The 18,313-nt window shown below is 63.3% G+C and carries 17 protein-coding genes and 1 pseudogene; 6 read left to right on the forward strand and 12 right to left on the reverse strand.

Translation table 11 applies throughout. The annotated features are described in order from the left end of the window. Positions 1-215: 215 nt before the first annotated feature. The 3 genes and pseudogenes from IAE39_RS06770 to IAE39_RS06780 form a co-directional block, all read right to left on the reverse strand. Positions 216-383, reverse strand: a pseudogene (locus IAE39_RS06770) (addiction module antidote protein); the annotation flags it as partial. Then, the gene (locus IAE39_RS06775) at positions 380-652 is read right to left on the reverse strand and encodes a DUF3077 domain-containing protein (protein WP_201200591.1); all 273 of its coding nucleotides are present in this window, start codon (positions 650-652) and stop codon (positions 380-382) included. The gene IAE39_RS06775 and the pseudogene IAE39_RS06770, both read right to left, overlap by 4 nt. A 137-nt stretch (positions 653-789) precedes the next feature. After that, positions 790-1,053 (reverse strand): hypothetical protein, encoded by a 264-nt coding sequence (locus tag IAE39_RS06780; protein ID WP_201200592.1) that lies wholly within the window; start codon positions 1,051-1,053, stop codon positions 790-792. A gap of 415 nt (positions 1,054-1,468) precedes the next feature. Between IAE39_RS06780 and IAE39_RS06785 the strand changes: the two genes are divergently transcribed. Further along, positions 1,469-2,632 carry an ATP-binding protein gene (locus tag IAE39_RS06785; protein ID WP_201200593.1) on the forward strand — a complete coding sequence of 388 codons (1,164 nt, stop codon included), beginning with the start codon at positions 1,469-1,471 and terminating at the stop codon, positions 2,630-2,632. Positions 2,633-2,664: 32 nt separating this feature from the next. On the opposite strand, the gene IAE39_RS06790 is transcribed toward IAE39_RS06785, so the two are convergent. Continuing rightward, positions 2,665-3,282, reverse strand: coding sequence for a LysE family transporter (locus tag IAE39_RS06790; protein ID WP_201200597.1), 618 nt, complete (start codon positions 3,280-3,282; stop codon positions 2,665-2,667). A gap of 257 nt (positions 3,283-3,539) precedes the next feature. On the opposite strand from IAE39_RS06790, the gene IAE39_RS06795 reads away from it, so the two are divergent. Continuing rightward, positions 3,540-3,731 carry a YhfL family protein gene (locus tag IAE39_RS06795; protein WP_003254720.1) on the forward strand — a complete coding sequence of 64 codons (192 nt, stop codon included), beginning with the start codon at positions 3,540-3,542 and terminating at the stop codon, positions 3,729-3,731. Between the two features lie 88 nt (positions 3,732-3,819). On the opposite strand, the gene IAE39_RS06800 is transcribed toward IAE39_RS06795, so the two are convergent. The 5 genes from IAE39_RS06800 to IAE39_RS06820 all read right to left on the reverse strand — a co-directional run bounded on the left by IAE39_RS06800 (position 3,820) and on the right by IAE39_RS06820 (position 10,261). Beyond that, a complete protein-coding gene (locus IAE39_RS06800) occupies positions 3,820-4,689 on the reverse strand; it encodes a LysR family transcriptional regulator (RefSeq protein WP_201200598.1) in 870 nt (289 codons plus the stop codon). Positions 4,690-4,749: 60 nt separating this feature from the next. Beyond that, on the reverse strand, positions 4,750-5,802 hold the full coding sequence (locus IAE39_RS06805) for a proline racemase family protein (RefSeq protein WP_201200604.1): 1,053 nt from the start codon (positions 5,800-5,802) through the stop codon (positions 4,750-4,752). 288 nt (positions 5,803-6,090) lie between these two features. Continuing rightward, complete coding sequence (locus IAE39_RS06810; RefSeq protein WP_201200605.1) at positions 6,091-8,517, reverse strand: TonB-dependent siderophore receptor; 2,427 nt, start codon at positions 8,515-8,517, stop codon at positions 6,091-6,093. A gap of 243 nt (positions 8,518-8,760) precedes the next feature. Next, positions 8,761-9,726 carry a FecR domain-containing protein gene (locus IAE39_RS06815; RefSeq protein WP_201200606.1) on the reverse strand — a complete coding sequence of 322 codons (966 nt, stop codon included), beginning with the start codon at positions 9,724-9,726 and terminating at the stop codon, positions 8,761-8,763. Between the two features lie 4 nt (positions 9,727-9,730). Continuing rightward, complete coding sequence (locus IAE39_RS06820) at positions 9,731-10,261, reverse strand: sigma-70 family RNA polymerase sigma factor (RefSeq protein ID WP_201200608.1); 531 nt, start codon at positions 10,259-10,261, stop codon at positions 9,731-9,733. A gap of 333 nt (positions 10,262-10,594) precedes the next feature. Here IAE39_RS06820 and mqo point away from each other — a divergent pair, with 333 nt between their 5' ends. The 3 genes from mqo to IAE39_RS06835 all read left to right on the forward strand — a co-directional run bounded on the left by mqo (position 10,595) and on the right by IAE39_RS06835 (position 13,745). Then, entirely contained in the window at positions 10,595-12,232 is a 1,638-nt protein-coding gene (mqo, locus tag IAE39_RS06825) for a malate dehydrogenase (quinone) (RefSeq protein WP_201200610.1), read from the forward strand. A gap of 257 nt (positions 12,233-12,489) precedes the next feature. Beyond that, positions 12,490-13,128, forward strand: coding sequence for a hypothetical protein (locus IAE39_RS06830; protein ID WP_201200612.1), 639 nt, complete (start codon positions 12,490-12,492; stop codon positions 13,126-13,128). Beyond that, positions 13,128-13,745, forward strand: a complete 618-nt coding sequence (locus tag IAE39_RS06835; RefSeq protein ID WP_201200621.1) for a helix-turn-helix transcriptional regulator — start codon at positions 13,128-13,130, stop codon at positions 13,743-13,745. The genes IAE39_RS06830 and IAE39_RS06835 overlap by 1 nt, the downstream gene beginning before the upstream one ends. Positions 13,746-13,865: 120 nt before the next feature. Here the strand turns inward: IAE39_RS06835 and IAE39_RS06840 are convergent, their stop codons facing one another. Beyond that, positions 13,866-14,201 (reverse strand): ArsR/SmtB family transcription factor, encoded by a 336-nt coding sequence (locus IAE39_RS06840; protein ID WP_201200623.1) that lies wholly within the window; start codon positions 14,199-14,201, stop codon positions 13,866-13,868. Between the two features lie 49 nt (positions 14,202-14,250). Between IAE39_RS06840 and xenA the strand changes: the two genes are divergently transcribed. Continuing rightward, positions 14,251-15,342 (forward strand): xenobiotic reductase XenA, encoded by a 1,092-nt coding sequence (gene xenA / locus IAE39_RS06845; RefSeq protein ID WP_201200626.1) that lies wholly within the window; start codon positions 14,251-14,253, stop codon positions 15,340-15,342. Positions 15,343-15,465: 123 nt separating this feature from the next. Here the strand turns inward: xenA and IAE39_RS06850 are convergent, their stop codons facing one another. Both IAE39_RS06850 and IAE39_RS06855 read right to left on the reverse strand, forming a co-directional pair. Then, positions 15,466-16,713 (reverse strand): NAD(P)/FAD-dependent oxidoreductase, encoded by a 1,248-nt coding sequence (locus IAE39_RS06850; protein WP_201200628.1) that lies wholly within the window; start codon positions 16,711-16,713, stop codon positions 15,466-15,468. Positions 16,714-16,715: 2 nt separating this feature from the next. Beyond that, positions 16,716-18,293 carry an aldehyde dehydrogenase (NADP(+)) gene (locus IAE39_RS06855; protein WP_201200630.1) on the reverse strand — a complete coding sequence of 526 codons (1,578 nt, stop codon included), beginning with the start codon at positions 18,291-18,293 and terminating at the stop codon, positions 16,716-16,718. Between the last annotated feature and the right edge of the window lie 20 nt (positions 18,294-18,313).

Here is an 18,313-nt window from a genome sequence, read left to right on the forward strand (position 1 = left end):
GCCAGTGGGGGGGGGGGCCCGGCCCCCCCCCCCCCCCCCCCCCCCCCCCCGCTCCCACATCGATTGCATTGACCTCGAGCCATGTGCAATCGATGTGGAGCCTTGCTTGCCAGCGATGGGCTGCGCAGCAGCCCCAGATTGCTTAACGGATCGGCATTATATTGCCGGGCGGCTTTGATGTAGAAGGCGGTAATGCACCTCTACGTCATCTGGATTGCCTTTATGGCCTCTTTAAAAGCTTGCTGCAAAATCTGCGCATCGTTGGTCATCATGGCTTCTTTCAAGAACGCCTTGATCGTTTCGCGGCTTTTGAGAAACCGGGAGGCCTCGAAGCGCTTGGTGTTGCTCAAATCCAAGTCGAATATTGGCATATCGCCGCTCATTTTTTCATCATCCCCAACTCAGCATCATCCAGTAGCGCCTTGGCCATCGCACTGAGGTAATGCGAGGCCCAGATCAGTTTCTGGTCGCCTTCCATCAGGCCGGTGATGATCAGGTCGCGCACGTAGCCCATCAGTTCCGATGCCTGTTCGCGGGCGTCCTGGCAGGGGATGCCGGGTTCGATGCGGAACAGCGGGTGGGTGTTGTTTTCGCCTTGGTAGAAGCAGGTCTTGCCGACGGTTGTGGGTTCTTTGGTGTTGTCGGTTGGCATTGTTTTTATCTCCCTGGAATATTGGTTGTCTGGGCTGGCCCTTTCGCGGGTAAACCCGCTCCCACAGGTGCGGTGCTGTACCCGGGATGGTTGATAAACCTGTGGGAGCGGGTTCACCCGCGAAGAGGCCGGGCCTGCTAATGCAAGGTGTACGGCTCAGCCGGTAAATGCGGCCGCATCTGCAATTGCGTCAATGCCGATTCGACCAGGCCCTGTACCGCCTCCATTTCATGGATCACCGCCTGCATCACGATCGAGCTCTGGGCAGTGGGCTTGAGTTGTACGGATAGGCGGGCCACGGACAGAGCGCAGAGTACGTACTCTGAGGACTGGACGAGGGTGTCTAGCAACACCTGGGTGGAATCGAGGGAGTAGGGTGGATCGGGGACTATCTTGCGCATGTAAGCTCCTTGGGTAAGTGGAGCCGCCTGGCAACGCTGTCAAACGAATGGAGGCAGCCATACATGGGTTGACAGACCGGTACCCAAGGACCCGGCGCACACGAGTGTGCCCCATGCACAGCTGCCATAAAGCGCTGCAACGGATACTTGAGTAATCGGCCTGTCAAAGCCGGTCGTTGATTTTGCAACGACAAGCCGAGACTAGGGCGCGACATAATCCGTCGCAAGCGTTTGAGCGGTTTGGCAGTATGTTTGGGAAATGGCCTACAAGGAAGGGGATGTTTCTGAGTTTTTGCTGTAGGAAGGGCAGACTCGGCGGGCGCAAAATACTGAAGGCTAGCGAAATCTACTGATAGATAGCGAAAATCGCTAGACTTAGCTATCTATTGCTATAACAGTTGCCTGGAGGTAGCCCATGGACCCGTACCGTAACCCTTTCGCCCCCGGCGCCGGCAGCAGGCCGCCCGAACTGGCAGGGCGCGACACGGTGCTTGAGCACGCCCGTGTCTCGTGTGGTCGGGCAATCAACGGGCGCAGTGCGCGGTCGATGATGCTGCTCGGCCTACGCGGCACCGGCAAGACGGTGTTGCTTAACGAAGTAGGAAAAATTGCCGAACAGGCAGGCCTGCTGGTTTCCAAGGTCGAGTCGCCGGAAGAGGAAAGCCTTGCCCGTCTGCTTTACCCGGAAATGCGCAAGGTCATGCGCTCGCTGTCCACTGTGGAAGCCGCCAAGCAGATTGCGAACCGGGGCCTCAAAGGCCTGCGCGGGTTTGCCTCCATGTTCAAGATCGATATTGCCGGCGTGGAAGTTGGCGTAGAGCCGGAGCCAGGGCTTGCCGACAGTGGCAACCTGCAATACGACCTGCCAGATCTGTTCAACGTAATTGGGCGGGCAGCCAAGGCTGCTGGCAAGGGCTGGATTCTGCTGATCGACGAAGTCCAGTACCTGAGTGAAGCCGACCTCAGGGCGTTGATCGTTGCCATGCACCGCATGTCGCAGGAAGGCCTGCCGATACTGCTGGTGGGTGCCGGTCTGCCCCAGGTCGCGCGCCTGGCAGGGGAGGCGAAGTCATATGCCGAGCGGCTGTTCCTCTATCCCGAAATCAATGCACTCGATGCCGATGCTGCGGCCCAGGCGGTGCTCAAGCCGATTCTGGAAGAAGAGGCGTCCATCGCAGAAGCCGCCTTGAATGAGATTGTGGTGCGCACGAAGGGTTATCCGTTCTTTCTGCAGGAGTGGGCTTCCACCGCCTGGAACTACGCAGAAGGGCCGGAGATATCGCTGGACGATGTCGTTCAATCGTATTCGGAAACACTGGCCTTGCTGGATGCGGGGTTCTTCAGGGTGCGCATTGACCAACTGACCCCAAGCGAAGTGCTTTTCGTCCGGGCAATGTCCGGCCTCGGCGATGGGCCTTACGCGGTGGGTGATATCGCCAAGGCGATGGGGCGCACCCAGTCGTCATTGGGGCCTATCAGGGCCAAGGTCATTGCCAAGGGTATGGCCTACAGCACCGATCATGGTGTGCTGGATTTCACTGTGCCGCTTTTTGCAGAGTTCATGCGCCGCCAGGGTTGAGCCCTGGGGCGCAACGCGCGCCCCCGGCGCCCTCAGCGCATCGCCGCCAGCTTGATGCCAAACCCCACCAGGCAAACCCCCGCTAACCGCTCGAACACATTGGTAATGCGCGGGTTGGCGCGCATGCGTTCGGCCAGTTGGTGGGTGAGCACCACGGCAATCAGCCCGTACAGGAAGGTCACCACCGCAACCGTCGCCGCCAGGAAGCCGAAGGTCACCAGCCCCTGGTGCCTCACCGGGTCGACGAACAGCGGGAAGAATGCCATGTAGAACATGATCGCCTTGGGGTTGAGCAGGGTGATCAGCATGGTCTGGCGCAGGTACTGGCCGTTGTCCATACGGCTGGTGCGTGGTGCGCCGCCGGGTTTGCTCAGCACCATGCGCAGGCCCAGGTAGGCCAGGTACGCCGCACCGGCCCATTGCACCACGTGGAAGGCCGCCGGGTAGGCGGCCAGCAGGGTGGCCACGCCAGCCACTGCCAGCCACAGCAGCACCTGGTCACCGAGGATGACGCCACAGGTGGCGGCCATGCCGGCCTTGATGCCGCCCTTGCCGGTGGCGGTGATCAGGGCGAAGTTGCCCGGGCCCGGGATGGCCAGGACGATGATGAAGGCGATGACGAACGCGCCGTAGTCGGTGACGCCGAGCATGGGGAACTCCTGTTGGGCAGTGCGAAGGCAGCGTTCAAGACTATCGTCGTCACCGGCCTGCAATTCAACCGAGTATCGTGAAATTGCAAGTAACCACCGAATTTTCCGAAATGGCCGCTATTTATTGCGCAGCAACTTGTTGTTGCACGCCTGCAACGAACTTGTGCTACTCGCGACTTGGATCCAATGCTCAGGTTCTGTATCATCCCGCCGCCATCAGACGATGGCCGAAGATGATTCATTTAAAGGACTGAGTAATGAAAAAGCTGTTCAAGGCCACTGTTGCCGTTGCTGTCGTATCGGGTGTTGCCCTGCTGTCGGGTTGCACTGGCCAGGTCTACAACCAACCGAAAAACTGCACCTACGACTACCTGTTCCACCCTTCGGTTTCCATCTCCAAGATCATCGGTGGCTGCGGCCCGATCGATAAACTGCCTCAGCAGCAGTAATCTTGGCGGTACCCTGATCGCGACGCTTGCGGCGTGATCCAAGGCCCCCGGTCATGAACATGGCCGGGGGTTTTTGTTTGTGGGCGTTTCAGCGGAAGGTCTTGCCTTGGGTATAAAAGGGGATCGCTTTCAGCCCTTCGACAGCCTTCAGGGTCTCGATCGAGCGTTCGCGCAGGGTGGAGAACGCCAGGTAGGTGCGCACGCTCAGTTCGGGGGCGCCGGCCACCGTGTGCAGGCGCCCGTCTGCCAGCAGGTCCTTGACCATGAACTGCGAGAAATACGCCGAGCCGCCGTGCTTGAGGATGTACTCCAGGGCGATGGTTTCCTGGGTGATCGACAGCCGATGGCGCCGTGCGCCGGGGAAGGCCTTGTTGTGCTGTTCGCTGAACGAGCGCCCCCAGCTGATGTACACGTAGCCTTCGCCATGGCCGGCGAACTGCGTGTCGGCCTGGGTCGAGACCAGTTGCAGCGGCTCTTCGAGGAACGGTTCCAGTACCACGTCTGGCCAGTGGTGCGGTTCATAAAGGATAGCCACGTCCAGCAAGCCTTCGCGTAGCTCGTTCATCAACAGGACCGAGTAGTCCGACTGCACCTGGGTGGCGACCCGCGGCTGGTGCTGTTCCATCCAGGCGATCCAGTCGGCGGTGATGTTGCCCCAGTGGTTCATCGGCAGGCCGAGGCTGACCGTGGTGCGTACATCGGTAGGCAGGGCCACGTCGTGCTGGGCGCGTTCCCAGGTGCTGATCACCGACACCGCATGGCGATAGAACAGATTGCCGCCGGAGGTAAGCGTCACGCCGTGGCGGCTGCGGTTGAACAGCGGGCGGTTGAGGCGGTCTTCCAGGGCCTTGATGCGCGCGCTGACCGACGACTGGGTGATGTGCAGGCGTTCGGCGGCCTTGTGGAAGCTGCCGCTGGCGGCCACTTCGATGAAGGCCCGCAGGTGCTCGATGTTCATGAAATGCGACCGTCGTCAAAAGGCGAGCCGGATGGCCCGACTCGCCGATAGTAACGGCACTCAGGCCCAGATGTCGCCGATGGTGAAGCCTTCCGGGAACGGGTCATCGTGGTCGAGCACGAAGGTGTTCAGGCCGTAGATCCAGCTTTTACCGGTGATGGTAGGTACTACCGCCTTTTTTCCGCCGATGCGGGTTTCATCGACCAGGCGGCCGGTGTAGATGTTGCCGAGCAGGCCCTGGTGACGGAAATCCTGGTGCAGCGGCAGCTCGCCCTTGGCGTGCAGGGTGGCCATTTTCGCCGACGTGCCGGTGCCGCACGGGCAGCGGTCGAGGGCGCCGGTCCAGGTGGCTGGGTCGTCCCACGAGAACGCACCAGAGGCCATGGTCACGGCGTTTTTCCAGTCGGCGTTCGGGTCTTCGCTGGGGCCGGACAGCTGCGAAATGGTGATGCCGATCCCCGGGTAATCGGGGTGCGCCACCGGCAACTGTTCGATAGCGGCCTGGCGGATCATCGACGATACCCGGGCGATTTCCGCGCCATGCTGGGGGATCAACTGCAGGCCTTTGAACTGGCGCACGTCGGCGATCACGTAGAACATGCCGCCCCAGCCTACGTCGACGCGAACCTTGCCCAGGTGCGGCACATCGATTTCGGCATCGATATGTGCGGCGAAGGCCGGCACGTTCTGGAAGGTGACGGCCTTGACCTTGCCGTTCGCGCATTGCGCCTTGATCCGAATGAGGCCGGCCGGGGCCTCCAGCACCAGCTCGGTGAGTGGCTCGCGCATCGGCAGCATGCCCATTTCCAGCAGTACCGTGACCACCGAAATGGTGTTGCCGCCGGACATGACCGGGTATTCGATCTGCTCCATGATGATGTAGCCGGCGTCGGCTTCGGGGTGGCTGGGCGGGACGATGATGTTGCAGCAGTGCGCCGGGTAGCCGCGCGGTTCACGCAGCATCAGTTTGCGCAGTTGGTCGTCGTTGGCTTCCAGCCATTTCATCTTGGCGTGCACGCTGTCGCCGGGAATGTGCGGCACGCCGCCGGTGATGACGCGCATAGGGGTGCCGGCGTGGGTATCGACGGCGTGGATGGTGCGTTTGAATGCCATGTGGCGCGGCCCTTTTATTGTGCTGTGGAGGCGGGGTCTGGGGCGCAGGATAAAGCGGCGGGGCGGGGCTGTAAGGCGAATAATTCCGATCGGGTGATCGGTTTTTTGAATGGGGGTTGTGGTGGCCTGTGCTGGCCTCTTAGCGGGTGAACCCCCTCCCACAGAGGGCGCAACTCGCCCAAATTATGGGCGGGTGAACCCGCTCCCACAGAAATATCACAGGTTTGGAATGCAGTGAATTTTCTGTAGGAGCGGGTTTACCCGCGAAGAGGCCGCTACAGGAGTACGCTACCAGCGCAACGAAACGGTCCCCAGCAACGTCCGCTCTTCACCCCAGTAGCAGCGCCCGGCGTTGTTGCAGCCCGCCACATACTCCTTGTCGAACAGGTTGCGTGCATTGACCTCGACCGACCAGTTTTCGTCGATCTCATACCCCACCTTGGCGTCCACCAGCGTCACGTCACCGGTATCCAGCTTGCCGTACAGGCTCGCCGGGGTATACGCAAAGGTGCTGTCGAAGTGGCGCACGCCACCGCCAATCTGCAGGCCCTTGAGCAAGCCGTCACGGAAGCGGTAGGTGCTCCACACCGACGCCTGGTTGCGCGGCACGCCGGTCATCTGGTGGTCTTCATACAGCGAGCCGGCCACGTCCTTGGTAATGCGCGAATCGGTGTAGGTATACGCCGCCGTAACGTTGAGGTTCTCGCTGATATCGCTGTTCAGCTCAAGTTCCACACCCTTGGACCGGCTGGCGCCGACCTGGCGGTAGTCACCCGACTCGAAGATCACGTCGTCCTTCTTGCGCAGGTCGTACACCGACGCGGTAAAGGCGGTGTTCCAGCCCTTGGGTTCGTACTTGATACCCACTTCGTACTGTTCGCTGGTGGTCGGGTCCAGCGGGCCGTTCGCACTTTCGGTTTGCTGGGTCGGGGCAAAGGCGGTGGAGTAGCTGAAGTACGGCGACAGGCCGTTTTCGAACTGGTACATCACCCCGGTCTGCCAGGTGAACTTGCTGTCCCAGTTGTCCATGTCGGCTGGCACGTTGAGGGTACCCGCCTTGTTGCGGAACTGGCTGTTGACCCGGTCCAGGCGGCCGCCCAGCAGCAAGACCCAGTTGTCGACCTTGGTCTGCAACTGGCTGTAGAGACCGTACATGGTTTGTTCCAGCAGGGCGTTCTGCACATGGGCCAGGAAGGTCGGTTTGCTCCAGACCGGGTCGAACACATTGATGGTGCCGCCGTTGAGGGCGTCCCAGTCCTGGTTGAACGAGGTGCGGTCCAGGCTGGCCCCCACCAGGAAGGTGTGGTCGAACGCGCCACTGACGAAGTGGCCTTCGAACTGGTTGTCCAGCGAGTAGGCGATGGACTTGTTGTAGCGGTCGTAGGCCGTGTTGCTCAGAGTGGTGCCGAAGCCGCCGTTGTTCAAGCTGCCTGGCCACATTTCCTGGCGGTCGATGCGCGACTGCATGTAGCGCGAGTTCTGGCGGAACTGCCAGGTGTCGTTGAAGCGGTGGCTGAACTCGTAGCCCAGGCTCCAGGTTTCGCGTTCGAAGTTGTCCCAGTCCGGGTTGCCGGACAACTGGTCCTTGTCGATCTTGCCGTTGGGGTTGTGCAGCAGGGTGCCGGCGGCCGGGTAGCCGAGCTCCATCAGGGTGCGGTCACGCTGGTAGGTGGCCAGTACGGTCAGGCTGTTGAAGTCGTCGAAGTTCAGGGTCATCGACGGCGCAATATACAGGCGGTCATCGGGCTGGTGTTCGATCTGCGTATCGGACTTGCGGCCCATCATCACCAGGCGGCCGAGCACATTGCCTGCATCGGTCAACGGGCCGGAAACGTCGACGCCCAGCTGGCGGCGGTTGTGCGAGCCGTAGCTCAGTTGCACTTCGCCACGGGCTTCGGCGGTCGGCCGCTTGCTGACCAGGTTGACCACGCCACCCGGGGCGTTTTCGCCATACAGGATCGAGGTCGGGCCACGGAACACCTCCACCCGCTCCAGGCCATACGGTTCGCTGCTGGTGTCGTAGCGGTTGCCCTGCACCCGCAGGCCGTCGCGCAATAGGCCATAGCCATAGTCGGTGGCGTTGAAGCCGCGGATGAAGAACAGGTCGCCGGCCTGGCCATCACCACCGGCAAACGGTGGCGAGAAAATACCGGGCACATAGCCCAGCACTTCGGTGAGGGTTTGCGATTGTTGGTCGTCCATGCGCTGGCGGGTCACCACCGAAACCGAGCGCGGGGTCTCGGCCAGGGCGCTGCTGGTCTTGCTGGCGGTGCTGCTGGCCACGGCGCGGTAGCCGCTGTCGCTTTGGCCGTTGCTGGCGAGCAGGGCAGCGGCATTGATCGAGGTGGCGTCCAGTTGCAGGGCGCTGCCATCGGCCAAGGGTTGCAGCACATAGCCTGCGCTGCCCTGCGGTACTGCTTGCAGGCCGCTGCCTTGCAGCAGGCGCGCCAGGCCCTGGGCCACGCTGTAGCGGCCTTGCAGGCCCTGGCTGTCTTTGCCGGCGGCCAGTTCGTTGCTGCCGGCCAGGTAGATGCCGGCCTGGCTGCTGAACTGGTTGAGGGCGCTGGCGAGCGAACCGGGGGCGATGTTGAAGCTGGTTTCGGCGGGTTGTTCGGCGTGGGCCAGGGTAGCCGGCAACATCAGCGGTGCGGCGGCACACAGCGAAAGGGGCGCGGCAAGCGCCAGGCGGAGCACGGGGTGGAAGGGCGTCGGCATGCTGGTCTCTGGGGTCGAAAGGGTGAGTTGGGAGGGCTATGCCGGGTTAACCGAACGAGATTGGAAAAAGGGAACCGGAGGGGCAGATTTTTTTGCCTTGTGCGCTTTTAGCTTCAACAGAGCACCCTGTGGGAGCGGGTTTACCCGCGAAGAATTCGACACGGTGATTGGCACCGGCTGCGCCGGTGTTCGCGGCTGAAGCCGCTCCCACAGGGATATCCCAGAGGGATCTGAGCTAGCCCATCAAACCGGCTCGACCGTCACCCACCATGGCGTCAGCCGCTGCACCCGCACCGGCAACGCCGCTTGCAGCAGCGCCAGCGCCCGGTCGGTATCATTGAGCGGAAACGCCCCCATCACCGACAGCCTGGCCACCTCCGGGTGCCAGCCCAGGTGCCCATGCCGATAGCGCCCGAGCGTTTGCAGCAAATCCGCCAAGGGCATGTCTTCGGCATTCAGCCGTTGATGAATCCACGACTCGCCCGCGCTTTGCGCCGGCCGTGCACGGCCGATGCCTCGGGCATTGAAGTCCACCTGTTGGCCTGCCTGCACGATGCAGCGCTCACCGCTCAACGCGGTGCACACCTCCACAGCGCCGGCATACACGTCCAGCCGGGTGCTTTCGCCCTGCTGGCACACCGCAAAGCGCGTACCCAGGGCCTGCATGCGCCCTTGTGCGGTGTCGACAAAGAAGGGCCGGCGCGGGTCGTGGGCGGTTTCTACCAGCAGTTCGCCAAAGCGCAGCTTCAGCACCCGGCTGAACGCCGAGAACTCCATGTCGACGGCACTCTGTGCCCCCAGCCACAACTGGCTGCCATCGGCCAGGCGCGTTTCGCGGATCTCGCCGATGCCGGTGGCCAGGTCAGCACCCCAGCCGGACATCGGCTCGCCGTGCCAGGCCCGCCAGCCAAGCAACGAGCTGGCGCCCAGCACCAGCAGCGACTTCAGCCCACTACGCCGGCTGAAGCGGCGCGCGTCATGCTCGCGCAGTGCCCGGCCGGCTGCGGCACCCTCGCCCTGCAGCGGCGCAAAGCGCTGGCCCACACGTTGTACATAGTGCCAGGCCGCCTGGTGGTCGCCGTGCTGCTCAAGCCAGTGCTGCCACTGCTGGCGCAACTGCGGGGCGGCGTTTTCGTCCTGCAACTGCACGTACCAGTGCGCAGCCTGCTGCAGGCTGGCGTGGCTGAGCTTGTGCGCGGGTGCGGTCATGGCGTCACTCCACCAGCAAGCCGTCAAGTTCGGCTTCAAGAATGGCGCAGTGCAGGAACGCCTGGGCCAGGTACTTCTTGACCATGCGTTCGCTCACGCCGATATGCGCGGCGATGTCGCGGTAGGCCAGGCCGTCGAGCTGTGCCAGCAGGAACGCCTGTCGCACCTTGCTTGGCAAGCGCAGCAACATGGCGTCCACCTCATGCAGGGTCTCGACAATGATCGCGCGCTGTTCAGGGGAAGGCTGCACCGCCTCGGGCTGCAAGGCCAGTTGCTGCAACCAGGCCTGCTCCAGCTTCTGCCGACGCCAGTGATCCACGCACAGGCCACGGGCGATGGTCGCCAGGTACGAGCGTTCGCCGCGCTCTCCGTCCAGCTGCCGGGGGCGGTTGAGGATGCGCACAAAAGTGTCCTGCACCAGGTCGGCGGCATCGCAGCGGCAGCCCAGCCGGCGATACAGGAAGCCAAGCAGCCAGCGCGAGTGGCTGTGGTACAGGGTATGGAGCGGGCGATTCAACTCGGGTATCGAAACCACGGCGGCATCCGGCGCGAGCGCATACTGGTGCGAATGAGAAATGATCGCGATAGTAGGGCTGTCGGGACAATACTGCAATCGGCAGGGCATTTTGCCCTGCCGCCATGGGACAACCTGCCGCCTTGACGTCAGGGCCTGCAATTTGTTTGTGCTGGCATTTCAGATACAATCAGAAAAACGATTCAGCCTTGTCGGTCAATTCGACAAAAGGCCGAGTCGTTTTCTGGTTCTCTGGCTGCTGAACAATGATCAACAACAAGCCTGCGCTGAAGAACACGCTTTACCGGGGCCAGCCACAGGCCCTCCCTCTGTTCTTATGACTGGAATTGATCAATGTTCAAGAAAGCTGGCAAGACCTTGCTGGGTCTGGCTGTCGCTGCAAGCTTCATGCAAGCGCACGCCGCAGAAACCAAGAAAGTAGACGTGCTGCTGGTCGGCGGCGGCATCATGAGTTCGACCCTGGCCGTGTGGCTGCACGAGCTGGAACCAAGCTGGTCGATGGAAATGGTCGAGCGCCTGGACGGCGTGGCCGAAGAAAGCTCCAACGGCTGGAACAACGCCGGTACCGGTCACTCTGCCTTGGCCGAGCTGAACTACACCCCGGAAGACAAAGACGGCAACGTCAACATCTCCAAGGCCATCGAAATCAACGAGGCCTTCCAGATTTCCCGCCAGTTCTGGTCGTGGCAGGTACGCCAGGGCGTGCTGAAGAACCCGCACTCGTTCATCAACACCACCCCGCACATGAGCTTCGTGTGGGGCGATGACAACATCAAGTTCCTGAAGAAGCGTTACGACGCGCTGCAGGCCAGCCCGCTGTTCCGCCCGATGCAGTACTCCGAGGACCACGCGCAGATCGCCAAGTGGGTCCCGCTGATGATGGAAGGCCGCGACCCGAACCAGAAGCTGGCCGTGACCTGGACGCCAATCGGCACCGACGTCAACTTCGGCGAGATCACCCGCCAGTTCGTTGGCCACCTGCAGACCCAAGACAAGTTCGACCTGAAGCTGTCCAGCGAAGTGCAGGACATCAGCCGCAACAAGGACGGCTCCTGGCACGTCGAGTACAAGAACCTGAAGGACGGTACCGAGTCGGCCACCGACGCCAAGTTCCTGTTCATCGGTGCCGGCGGCGGCGCACTGAAGCTGCTGCAGAAGTCGGGCATCCCTGAAGCCAAGGAATACGCAGGCTTCCCGGTGGGCGGTTCGTTCCTGGTGACCGAGAACCCGACCGTGGCCATGCAGCACATGGCCAAGGCCTACGGCATTGCCTCGACCGGTGCGCCACCCATGTCGGTACCGCACCTGGACACCCGCGTGCTGGACGGCAAGCGCGTGATCCTGTTTGGCCCGTTCGCCACCTTCTCGACCAAGTTCCTGAAGAACGGCTCGTACCTGGACCTGCTGGGCAGCACCACGATGCACAACGTGTGGCCAATGACCAAGGTCGGTATCGAACAGTACCCGCTGGTCGAGTACCTCGCTGGCCAGCTGATGCTGTCTGACGACGACCGCTTCGAAGCCCTGCGCACCTACTTCCCGAACGCCAAGAAGGAAGACTGGAAACTGTGGCAGGCTGGCCAGCGCGTACAGATCATCAAGCGTGATGCCGAGAAGGGCGGCGTGCTGAAGCTGGGCACCGAAGTGGTGGCTTCGCAGGACCGCACCATCGCCGGCCTGCTGGGCGCCTCGCCAGGTGCCTCGACCGCTGCACCGATCATGCTGAACGTGCTGGAAACCGTGTTCAAGGAGAAGGTCGCTACCCCAGAGTGGCAGGCCAAGATCAAGGAAATCGTACCGAGCTACGGCACCAAGCTGAACGACTCGGCAGCGGCCACCCAGAAAGAGTGGAACTACACCGCTGAAGTGCTGCAACTGGCGAAGCCACCGGTGATCGACGCCAGCGTCGGTACCACCGTTGCACCGAGCCAGCCGGTTGAAAGCAAGCCTGAGAATGACATGGCGCTGTAATCGGCCATTGTTGTGACAGAAGCCACGGGGGTGACCTCGTGGCTTTTTTTTGCCTGTGCGGGCCTCTTCGCGGGTAAACCCGCTCCCACAGGATCCGCACCAAGCTGCAGGCAACACCCTACCTGTGGGAGCGGGTTCACCCGCGAAGAGGCCCGTACAGGAAACCACTGATCGGAAACCCGCCAATCAACCAATAAAAACATATTTTGATGCTTAAATTAATCTTGTCAGTCGATCCCCTCCAGGAGGGTGCCGTCATGAACATCAAGATTGCCGCACTGCTGCTGCTCGCCCTGTGCGCCCAGCCGGCATGGAGCCAGAGCTACGCCAGCACCACCCCCGCCGCCAAACCCGCCGAATCCGCTGCAGTGACCACGCGCATGGCCCTGCGCGACCTGTGGGTGGAGCACATTTTCTGGGTGCGCAACTACGCCGTGGCCAACCAGGACGGCAACGCCAAACAGGCCGCCGTCGCTGCCAACGAAGTGGTGACCGACGCCACTAAAATTGCCAACAGCATTGCCCCGCTATACGGCCAACCCGCCGCCGACCAGTTGCTGAAACTGCTGGCCGGGCACTGGGGTGCCATCAAGCATTACAGCGACGCCACTGTGGCCAAGGACAAAAAAGGCCAGCAGGCCGCCGTCGATGAGCTGACCAGCAATGCCAAGGCCATCGCCGCTTTCCTGGCCAAGGCCAACCCGTACCTGCCCGAAGCGACCCTGCTGACGCTGCTGAGCGCCCACGGCGGCCACCACGTGGCGCAGATCGACCAGCTGGCGGCCGGTGATTACGCCGGCGAGGCGCGCACCTGGGCGATGATGCGTGAGCATATCCTGACCTTGTCCGACGCCCTGGCCGGGGCGCTGGTCAAGCAGTTCCCGGACAAGTTCTGATGCTCGAAGGCCTGGGCCGTACCCAACGGGACCTGCTCCACGCGTTGCTGCACCAGCCTGCCGGCATGAGCATCGACGACCTGGCGCAGGCCCTGGCCATTACCCGCACGGCGGTGCGCCAGCACCTGGCCGCGCTGGAGCGGGACGGCCTGGTCAAGCGCGGTGCCACCCGGCCTACCGGGCGGCGCCCGGAGCAGTTGCACGAACTGACCGAGCATGCCCGTGAGCAGTTCCCCCGGCAGTATCCGCTATTGGCCAACTTGCTGATTGGTGAGGTGGCAGGGTTGTTGGGGCACGAGGCGTTGCTGGCGCTGATGCGTCAGCTGGGGCGCAAGCTGGCGGCCGACCTTGAGCGCGAGGTAGTGGATGAGGCGCGCATCGTCGAGCACATGAACCATGCCGGCTACGAAGCGCAGGTGTTCTTCCGCTCGGCGGGGGAGGCGCAGATCGTCGCGCACAATTGCGTGTTCCATCACCTGGCCAAGGCGCACCCGGTGGTGTGCGAGCTGGACCTGGCGCTGATCGGGGCGTTGGGCGGGGCCGAGGTCAGCCATGAGGAATGCATGCTCAGGGGCGGGCAGGTGTGTCGGTTTGCCCTGGGCAAGAAAGAGGATTGATGTTGCCTGTGCCGCCCTTTTCGCGGGTAAACCCGCTCCCACAGGGATCGCACAGGTCTTGAGGGCAGTGGGGATCCTGTGGGAGCGGGTTTACCCGCGAAGAGGCCAGCACAGGAAAAATCAGCTCTGCCGTAGAATACACTCCAGCAACCCCGGAAACCGCTCATCCAGCATTTCGCTGCGCAGCGAATTCATATGGGTCGTGCCCACATTGCGGGTATGCACCAACCCCGCGTCACGCAACACGCGGAAGTGGTGCGACATGCTCGACTTCGGCCGTCCGCCGTCCAGCTCGCCGCAGCTGGCTTCGGCCACACCGGCCAGGTGGCGCACGATGCCCATGCGCACAGGGTCGCTAAGGGCGTAGAGCAGACGCTCCAGCACCAGGTCTTCAGAATTGGGATGTGTATAGGCTCGCATACCCGACATGATACCGGGGCTTTTCATTATTGCCATAGTTCGATTATGATCGAACTATCGTATCCAGATAGCCCGGGAGTTTCCCATGTCCGCTTTGTTCGAACCCTACACCCTCAAGGACGTCACCCTGCGCAACCGCATTGCCATTCCGCCGATGTGCCAGTACATGGCCGAGGACGGCATGATCAACGACTGGCATCACGTGCATTACGCAGGCCTCGCCCGTGGCGGTGCCGGCCTGCTGGTGGTCGAAGCTACGGCGGTGGCGCCGGAAGGGCGGATCACCCCCGGCTGTGCCGGCATCTGGAGCGATGCCCATGCCCAGGCTTTCGTGCCGGTGGTGCAGGCAATCAAGGCTGCAGGTTCGGTGCCGGGCATCCAGATTGCCCACGCTGGGCGCAAGGCCAGCGCCAACCGCCCGTGGGAAGGTGACGACCACATTGCCGCCGATAACGCTCGCGGCTGGGAAACCATCGCCCCGTCTGCCATTGCCTTCGGTGCGCACCTGCCGCAAGTGCCGCGCGCGATGACCCTGGACGACATCGACCGGGTCAAGCAGGACTTCGTCGATGCTGCCCGCCGTGCGCGCGATGCCGGCTTCGAGTGGATCGAACTGCACTTTGCCCATGGCTACCTGGGCCAGAGCTTCTTCTCCGAGCACTCCAACAAGCGCACCGACGCTTACGGCGGCAGCTTCGACAACCGCAGCCGTTTCCTGCTGGAAACCCTGGCTGCAGTGCGTGAAGTGTGGCCGGAAAACCTGCCGTTGACCGCGCGCTTTGGCGTGCTGGAATACGATGGCCGCGATGAGCAGACCCTGGAAGAGTCGATCGAACTGGCGCGCCGCTTCAAGGCCGGTGGCCTGGACCTGTTGAGCGTGAGTGTCGGCTTCACCATTCCTGACACCAACATCCCGTGGGGCCCGGCCTTCATGGGGCCGATTGCCGAGCGCGTGCGCCGTGAGGCCAAGCTGCCGGTGACTTCGGCGTGGGGCTTTGGTACGCCGCAGCTGGCGGAAGCGGCGCTGCAGGCCAACCAGCTGGACCTGGTGTCGGTAGGCCGGGCGCACTTGGCAGACCCGCACTGGGCGTACTTTGCGGCCAAGGAGCTGGGGGTGGAGAAAGCTTCCTGGACCTTGCCGGCGCCGTATGCGCACTGGCTTGAGCGGTATCGCTGAGGCGCAGAGGGGCTGCTTTGCAGCCCATTCGCGGGTAAACCCGCTCCCACAGGTACGGCACCAGTTTCAAAAACTGTGATGACCCTGTGGGAGCGGGTTCACCCGCGAATAGGCCGGCACAGGCTAAAACCGGTCCAACCGGTATGCCGACATCTCACCCCCACCATCTCGCTCAGCCAACCGCCCCACCCATTCCGCCGTCACCGCCGCCTGGGTCAACCCCAGGTGCTGATGCCCGAACGCCAACAAAACCCGCCCGTCACACACCCGGTCAATCACCGGCAACGAGTCCGGCAACGACGGCCGAAAGCCCATCCACGGCGTCGCCCCTTCAACACTCAACTCCTGCCGGAACAAACCCTTGCTCAACCGGTGCAACTGCCACGCCCGTTGCATGCTCGGTGGCGCGTCCAGCCCGGCGAACTCCACCGTGCCGGCCAGGCGCAAACCGTCGGCCATGGGTGTCATGATGAACTTGCGCTCCAGCGAAGTAACCGCAAATGGCAGACGCTGATGCTCACCAGGCAGCATCAGGTGGTAGCCGCGCTCGGTGTCCAGTGGTACTTGCTTGCCAGTGAGTGCGCCCGTCAATCGTGCCGAATGCGCCCCGCAGCTGATCAGCACCTGGCGCGCATTGAGCGTGCCGTGGTCGCTGGCCAGGCGGACGCCGCCGCTGTGCACCTGGCCGCCCTCGACCTGCGCCTGGACAAAACGCACGCCACTGGCCTTGGCCGCTTCGAACAACGCGCACACCACCCGGTACGGATCGATGAAATGCCCGGTCTTGGGGAAGAACAGCCCGCCCAGCAATGACGGATTCAGCTGTGGCGCTGCTTCGCGCACAGCATCCGCTGACCAGAAATCCACCGGCACCGCCTGCTGCTGCATACGCGCACGCAGCGCCTCTAGCGCCTGCCGCGATTCCGGCCGTTCGAACACCAGCAGCGAGCCATCTTCGTGAAACAGTTCGCTGCGCCCGATCGAGCCCAGCAGCCGTTGCCAGGCACCCAGGCTGCCTTCGTTCAAGGCGCGGATACCCGCCACGCTGCGCTGGAATGGCGCCGGGCGCAGGTTGAGCAGCAACCGGGTAAACCACGGTAGGGCCTTGGGCAGGTACTTCCAGTCCAGGCGCAGCGGGCCCATGGGGTCGAGCAGCATGCGTGGCAGGCGCTTGAGGATCGACAGGTCGGCAATCGGGAACACCTGCTCGGTGGCCAGGTGCCCGGCATTACCGAAGGACGCACCGTGGCCGGGTGCCTGCCGGTCGACCAGCGTTACCCGGCGGCCTTGGCGGGCCAGTTGCAGGGCACAGGCAACGCCGACGATGCCGGCGCCGACCACGGCGATATCGGTTTCAGCGGTTTCGACCATGTTCAGCCTTCCCGTTTACCGTCTAGCAGGCGCCGCAGCTGCAGCGGGTTGCCGTGCTGCAACGCCTGCGGCAGCAGGGCATCAGGGAAGTCCTGGTAGCACACCGGGCGCAGGAAGCGCAGGATCGCCGCCGTGCCCACCGAAGTGGTACGGGCATCGGAGGTGGCCGGGAACGGCCCGCCATGCACCATCGCATCGCAGACCTCGACACCGGTCGGCCAGCCATTGACCAGGATGCGCCCGGCCTTGCGTTCCAGGGTGGGCAGCAGGGCGCGGGCGCGGTCGAGGTCGGCGTCGTCCAGTTGCAGGGTGGCGGTCAACTGGCCCTCCAGGTGCTCGGCGACCTGGCGCACTTGCTCATCGCTGGCACACGCTACCACCAGCGAAGCTGCGCCGAACACTTCGGCCTGCAAGGCCGGGTCGGCGAGGAAGGCTTCGGCCTGGGTCACGAACAACTGCGCCTGGCACTGATTGGGACCTTGGCCGGCCTGGCCGCGGGCGGCGGACTGGGCACTGGCGTTGTCTGCAAGGGCATCAACGCCAGCCTTATAGGCGCTGAAAATGCCCGGGGTCAGCATGGTTTGCGCGGCCGCCTGCTGCACATGGCCGCTGGCTGCGCTGATGAAGCGCTGCAACGCCGGGCCTTGACGGGCGATCACCAGGCCGGGGTTGGTGCAGAACTGGCCGGCGCCCTGGGTCAGCGAGGCGACAAAGCCCTGTGCCAATGCTTCGGCACGGGCCTGCAGGGCGGCCTCGAACAGGAATACCGGGTTGATCGAGCTCATTTCGGCATACACCGGAATGGGCTCCGGGCGCGCCTGGGCCGCCTGGCACAGCGCCACGCCCCCGCTGCGGGAGCCGGTGAAGCCGACCGCCTTGATACGCGGGTCGCTGACCAGCGCAATGCCGACTTCACGGCCCGAGCCGTACAGCAGCGAGAACACGCCATCTGGCAAGCCGCACTGTTTGACCGCTTGTGCTACCGCCTGGCCGACCAGTTCGCTGGTGCCGGGGTGGGCGCTGTGGGCCTTGACCACCACCGGGCAACCGGCGGCCAATGCCGAAGCGGTGTCACCGCCGGCCACCGAGAAGGCCAGCGGGAAATTGCTGGCACCGAACACGGCCACCGGCCCCAGGGCCACCTGGCGCTGGCGCAGGTCGGCACGTGGTAGCGGCTGGCGCTCGGGCAGGGCATTGTCGACGCGCACGTCCAGCCATTCGCCGGCGCGTACTACCCGGGCGAAGGTACGCAGCTGGGTGCAGGTGCGGCCACGTTCGCCCAGGATACGCGCCGGGGGCAGGCCGGTTTCAGCCACGGCACGGTCGATCAGGGCATCGCCGAGGGCTTCGATCTGTGCGGCGATGGCCTCAAGAAATTGTGCCCGTTGTTCCAGCGAGGTTTCGCGGTAGGCATCGAACGCCGCCCAGGCCAGGGCGCAGGCCTGGGCCACGTGTTCACCGGTGCCGCCGTAGTAGGCCGGTTGCAGCGCCTGGCCGGTAGCCGGGTTGACGGCGTGGATGGCTGTGCGGCTGCCGGTTACCGGGGTCTGGCCGATCAGCAGGTTGCCTGTCAGGGTCATGGAGCCTCCTTGGGAAATCA

The organism is Pseudomonas sp. S37 (assembly GCF_016658545.1).
GTDB lineage: Bacteria > Pseudomonadota > Gammaproteobacteria > Pseudomonadales > Pseudomonadaceae > Aquipseudomonas.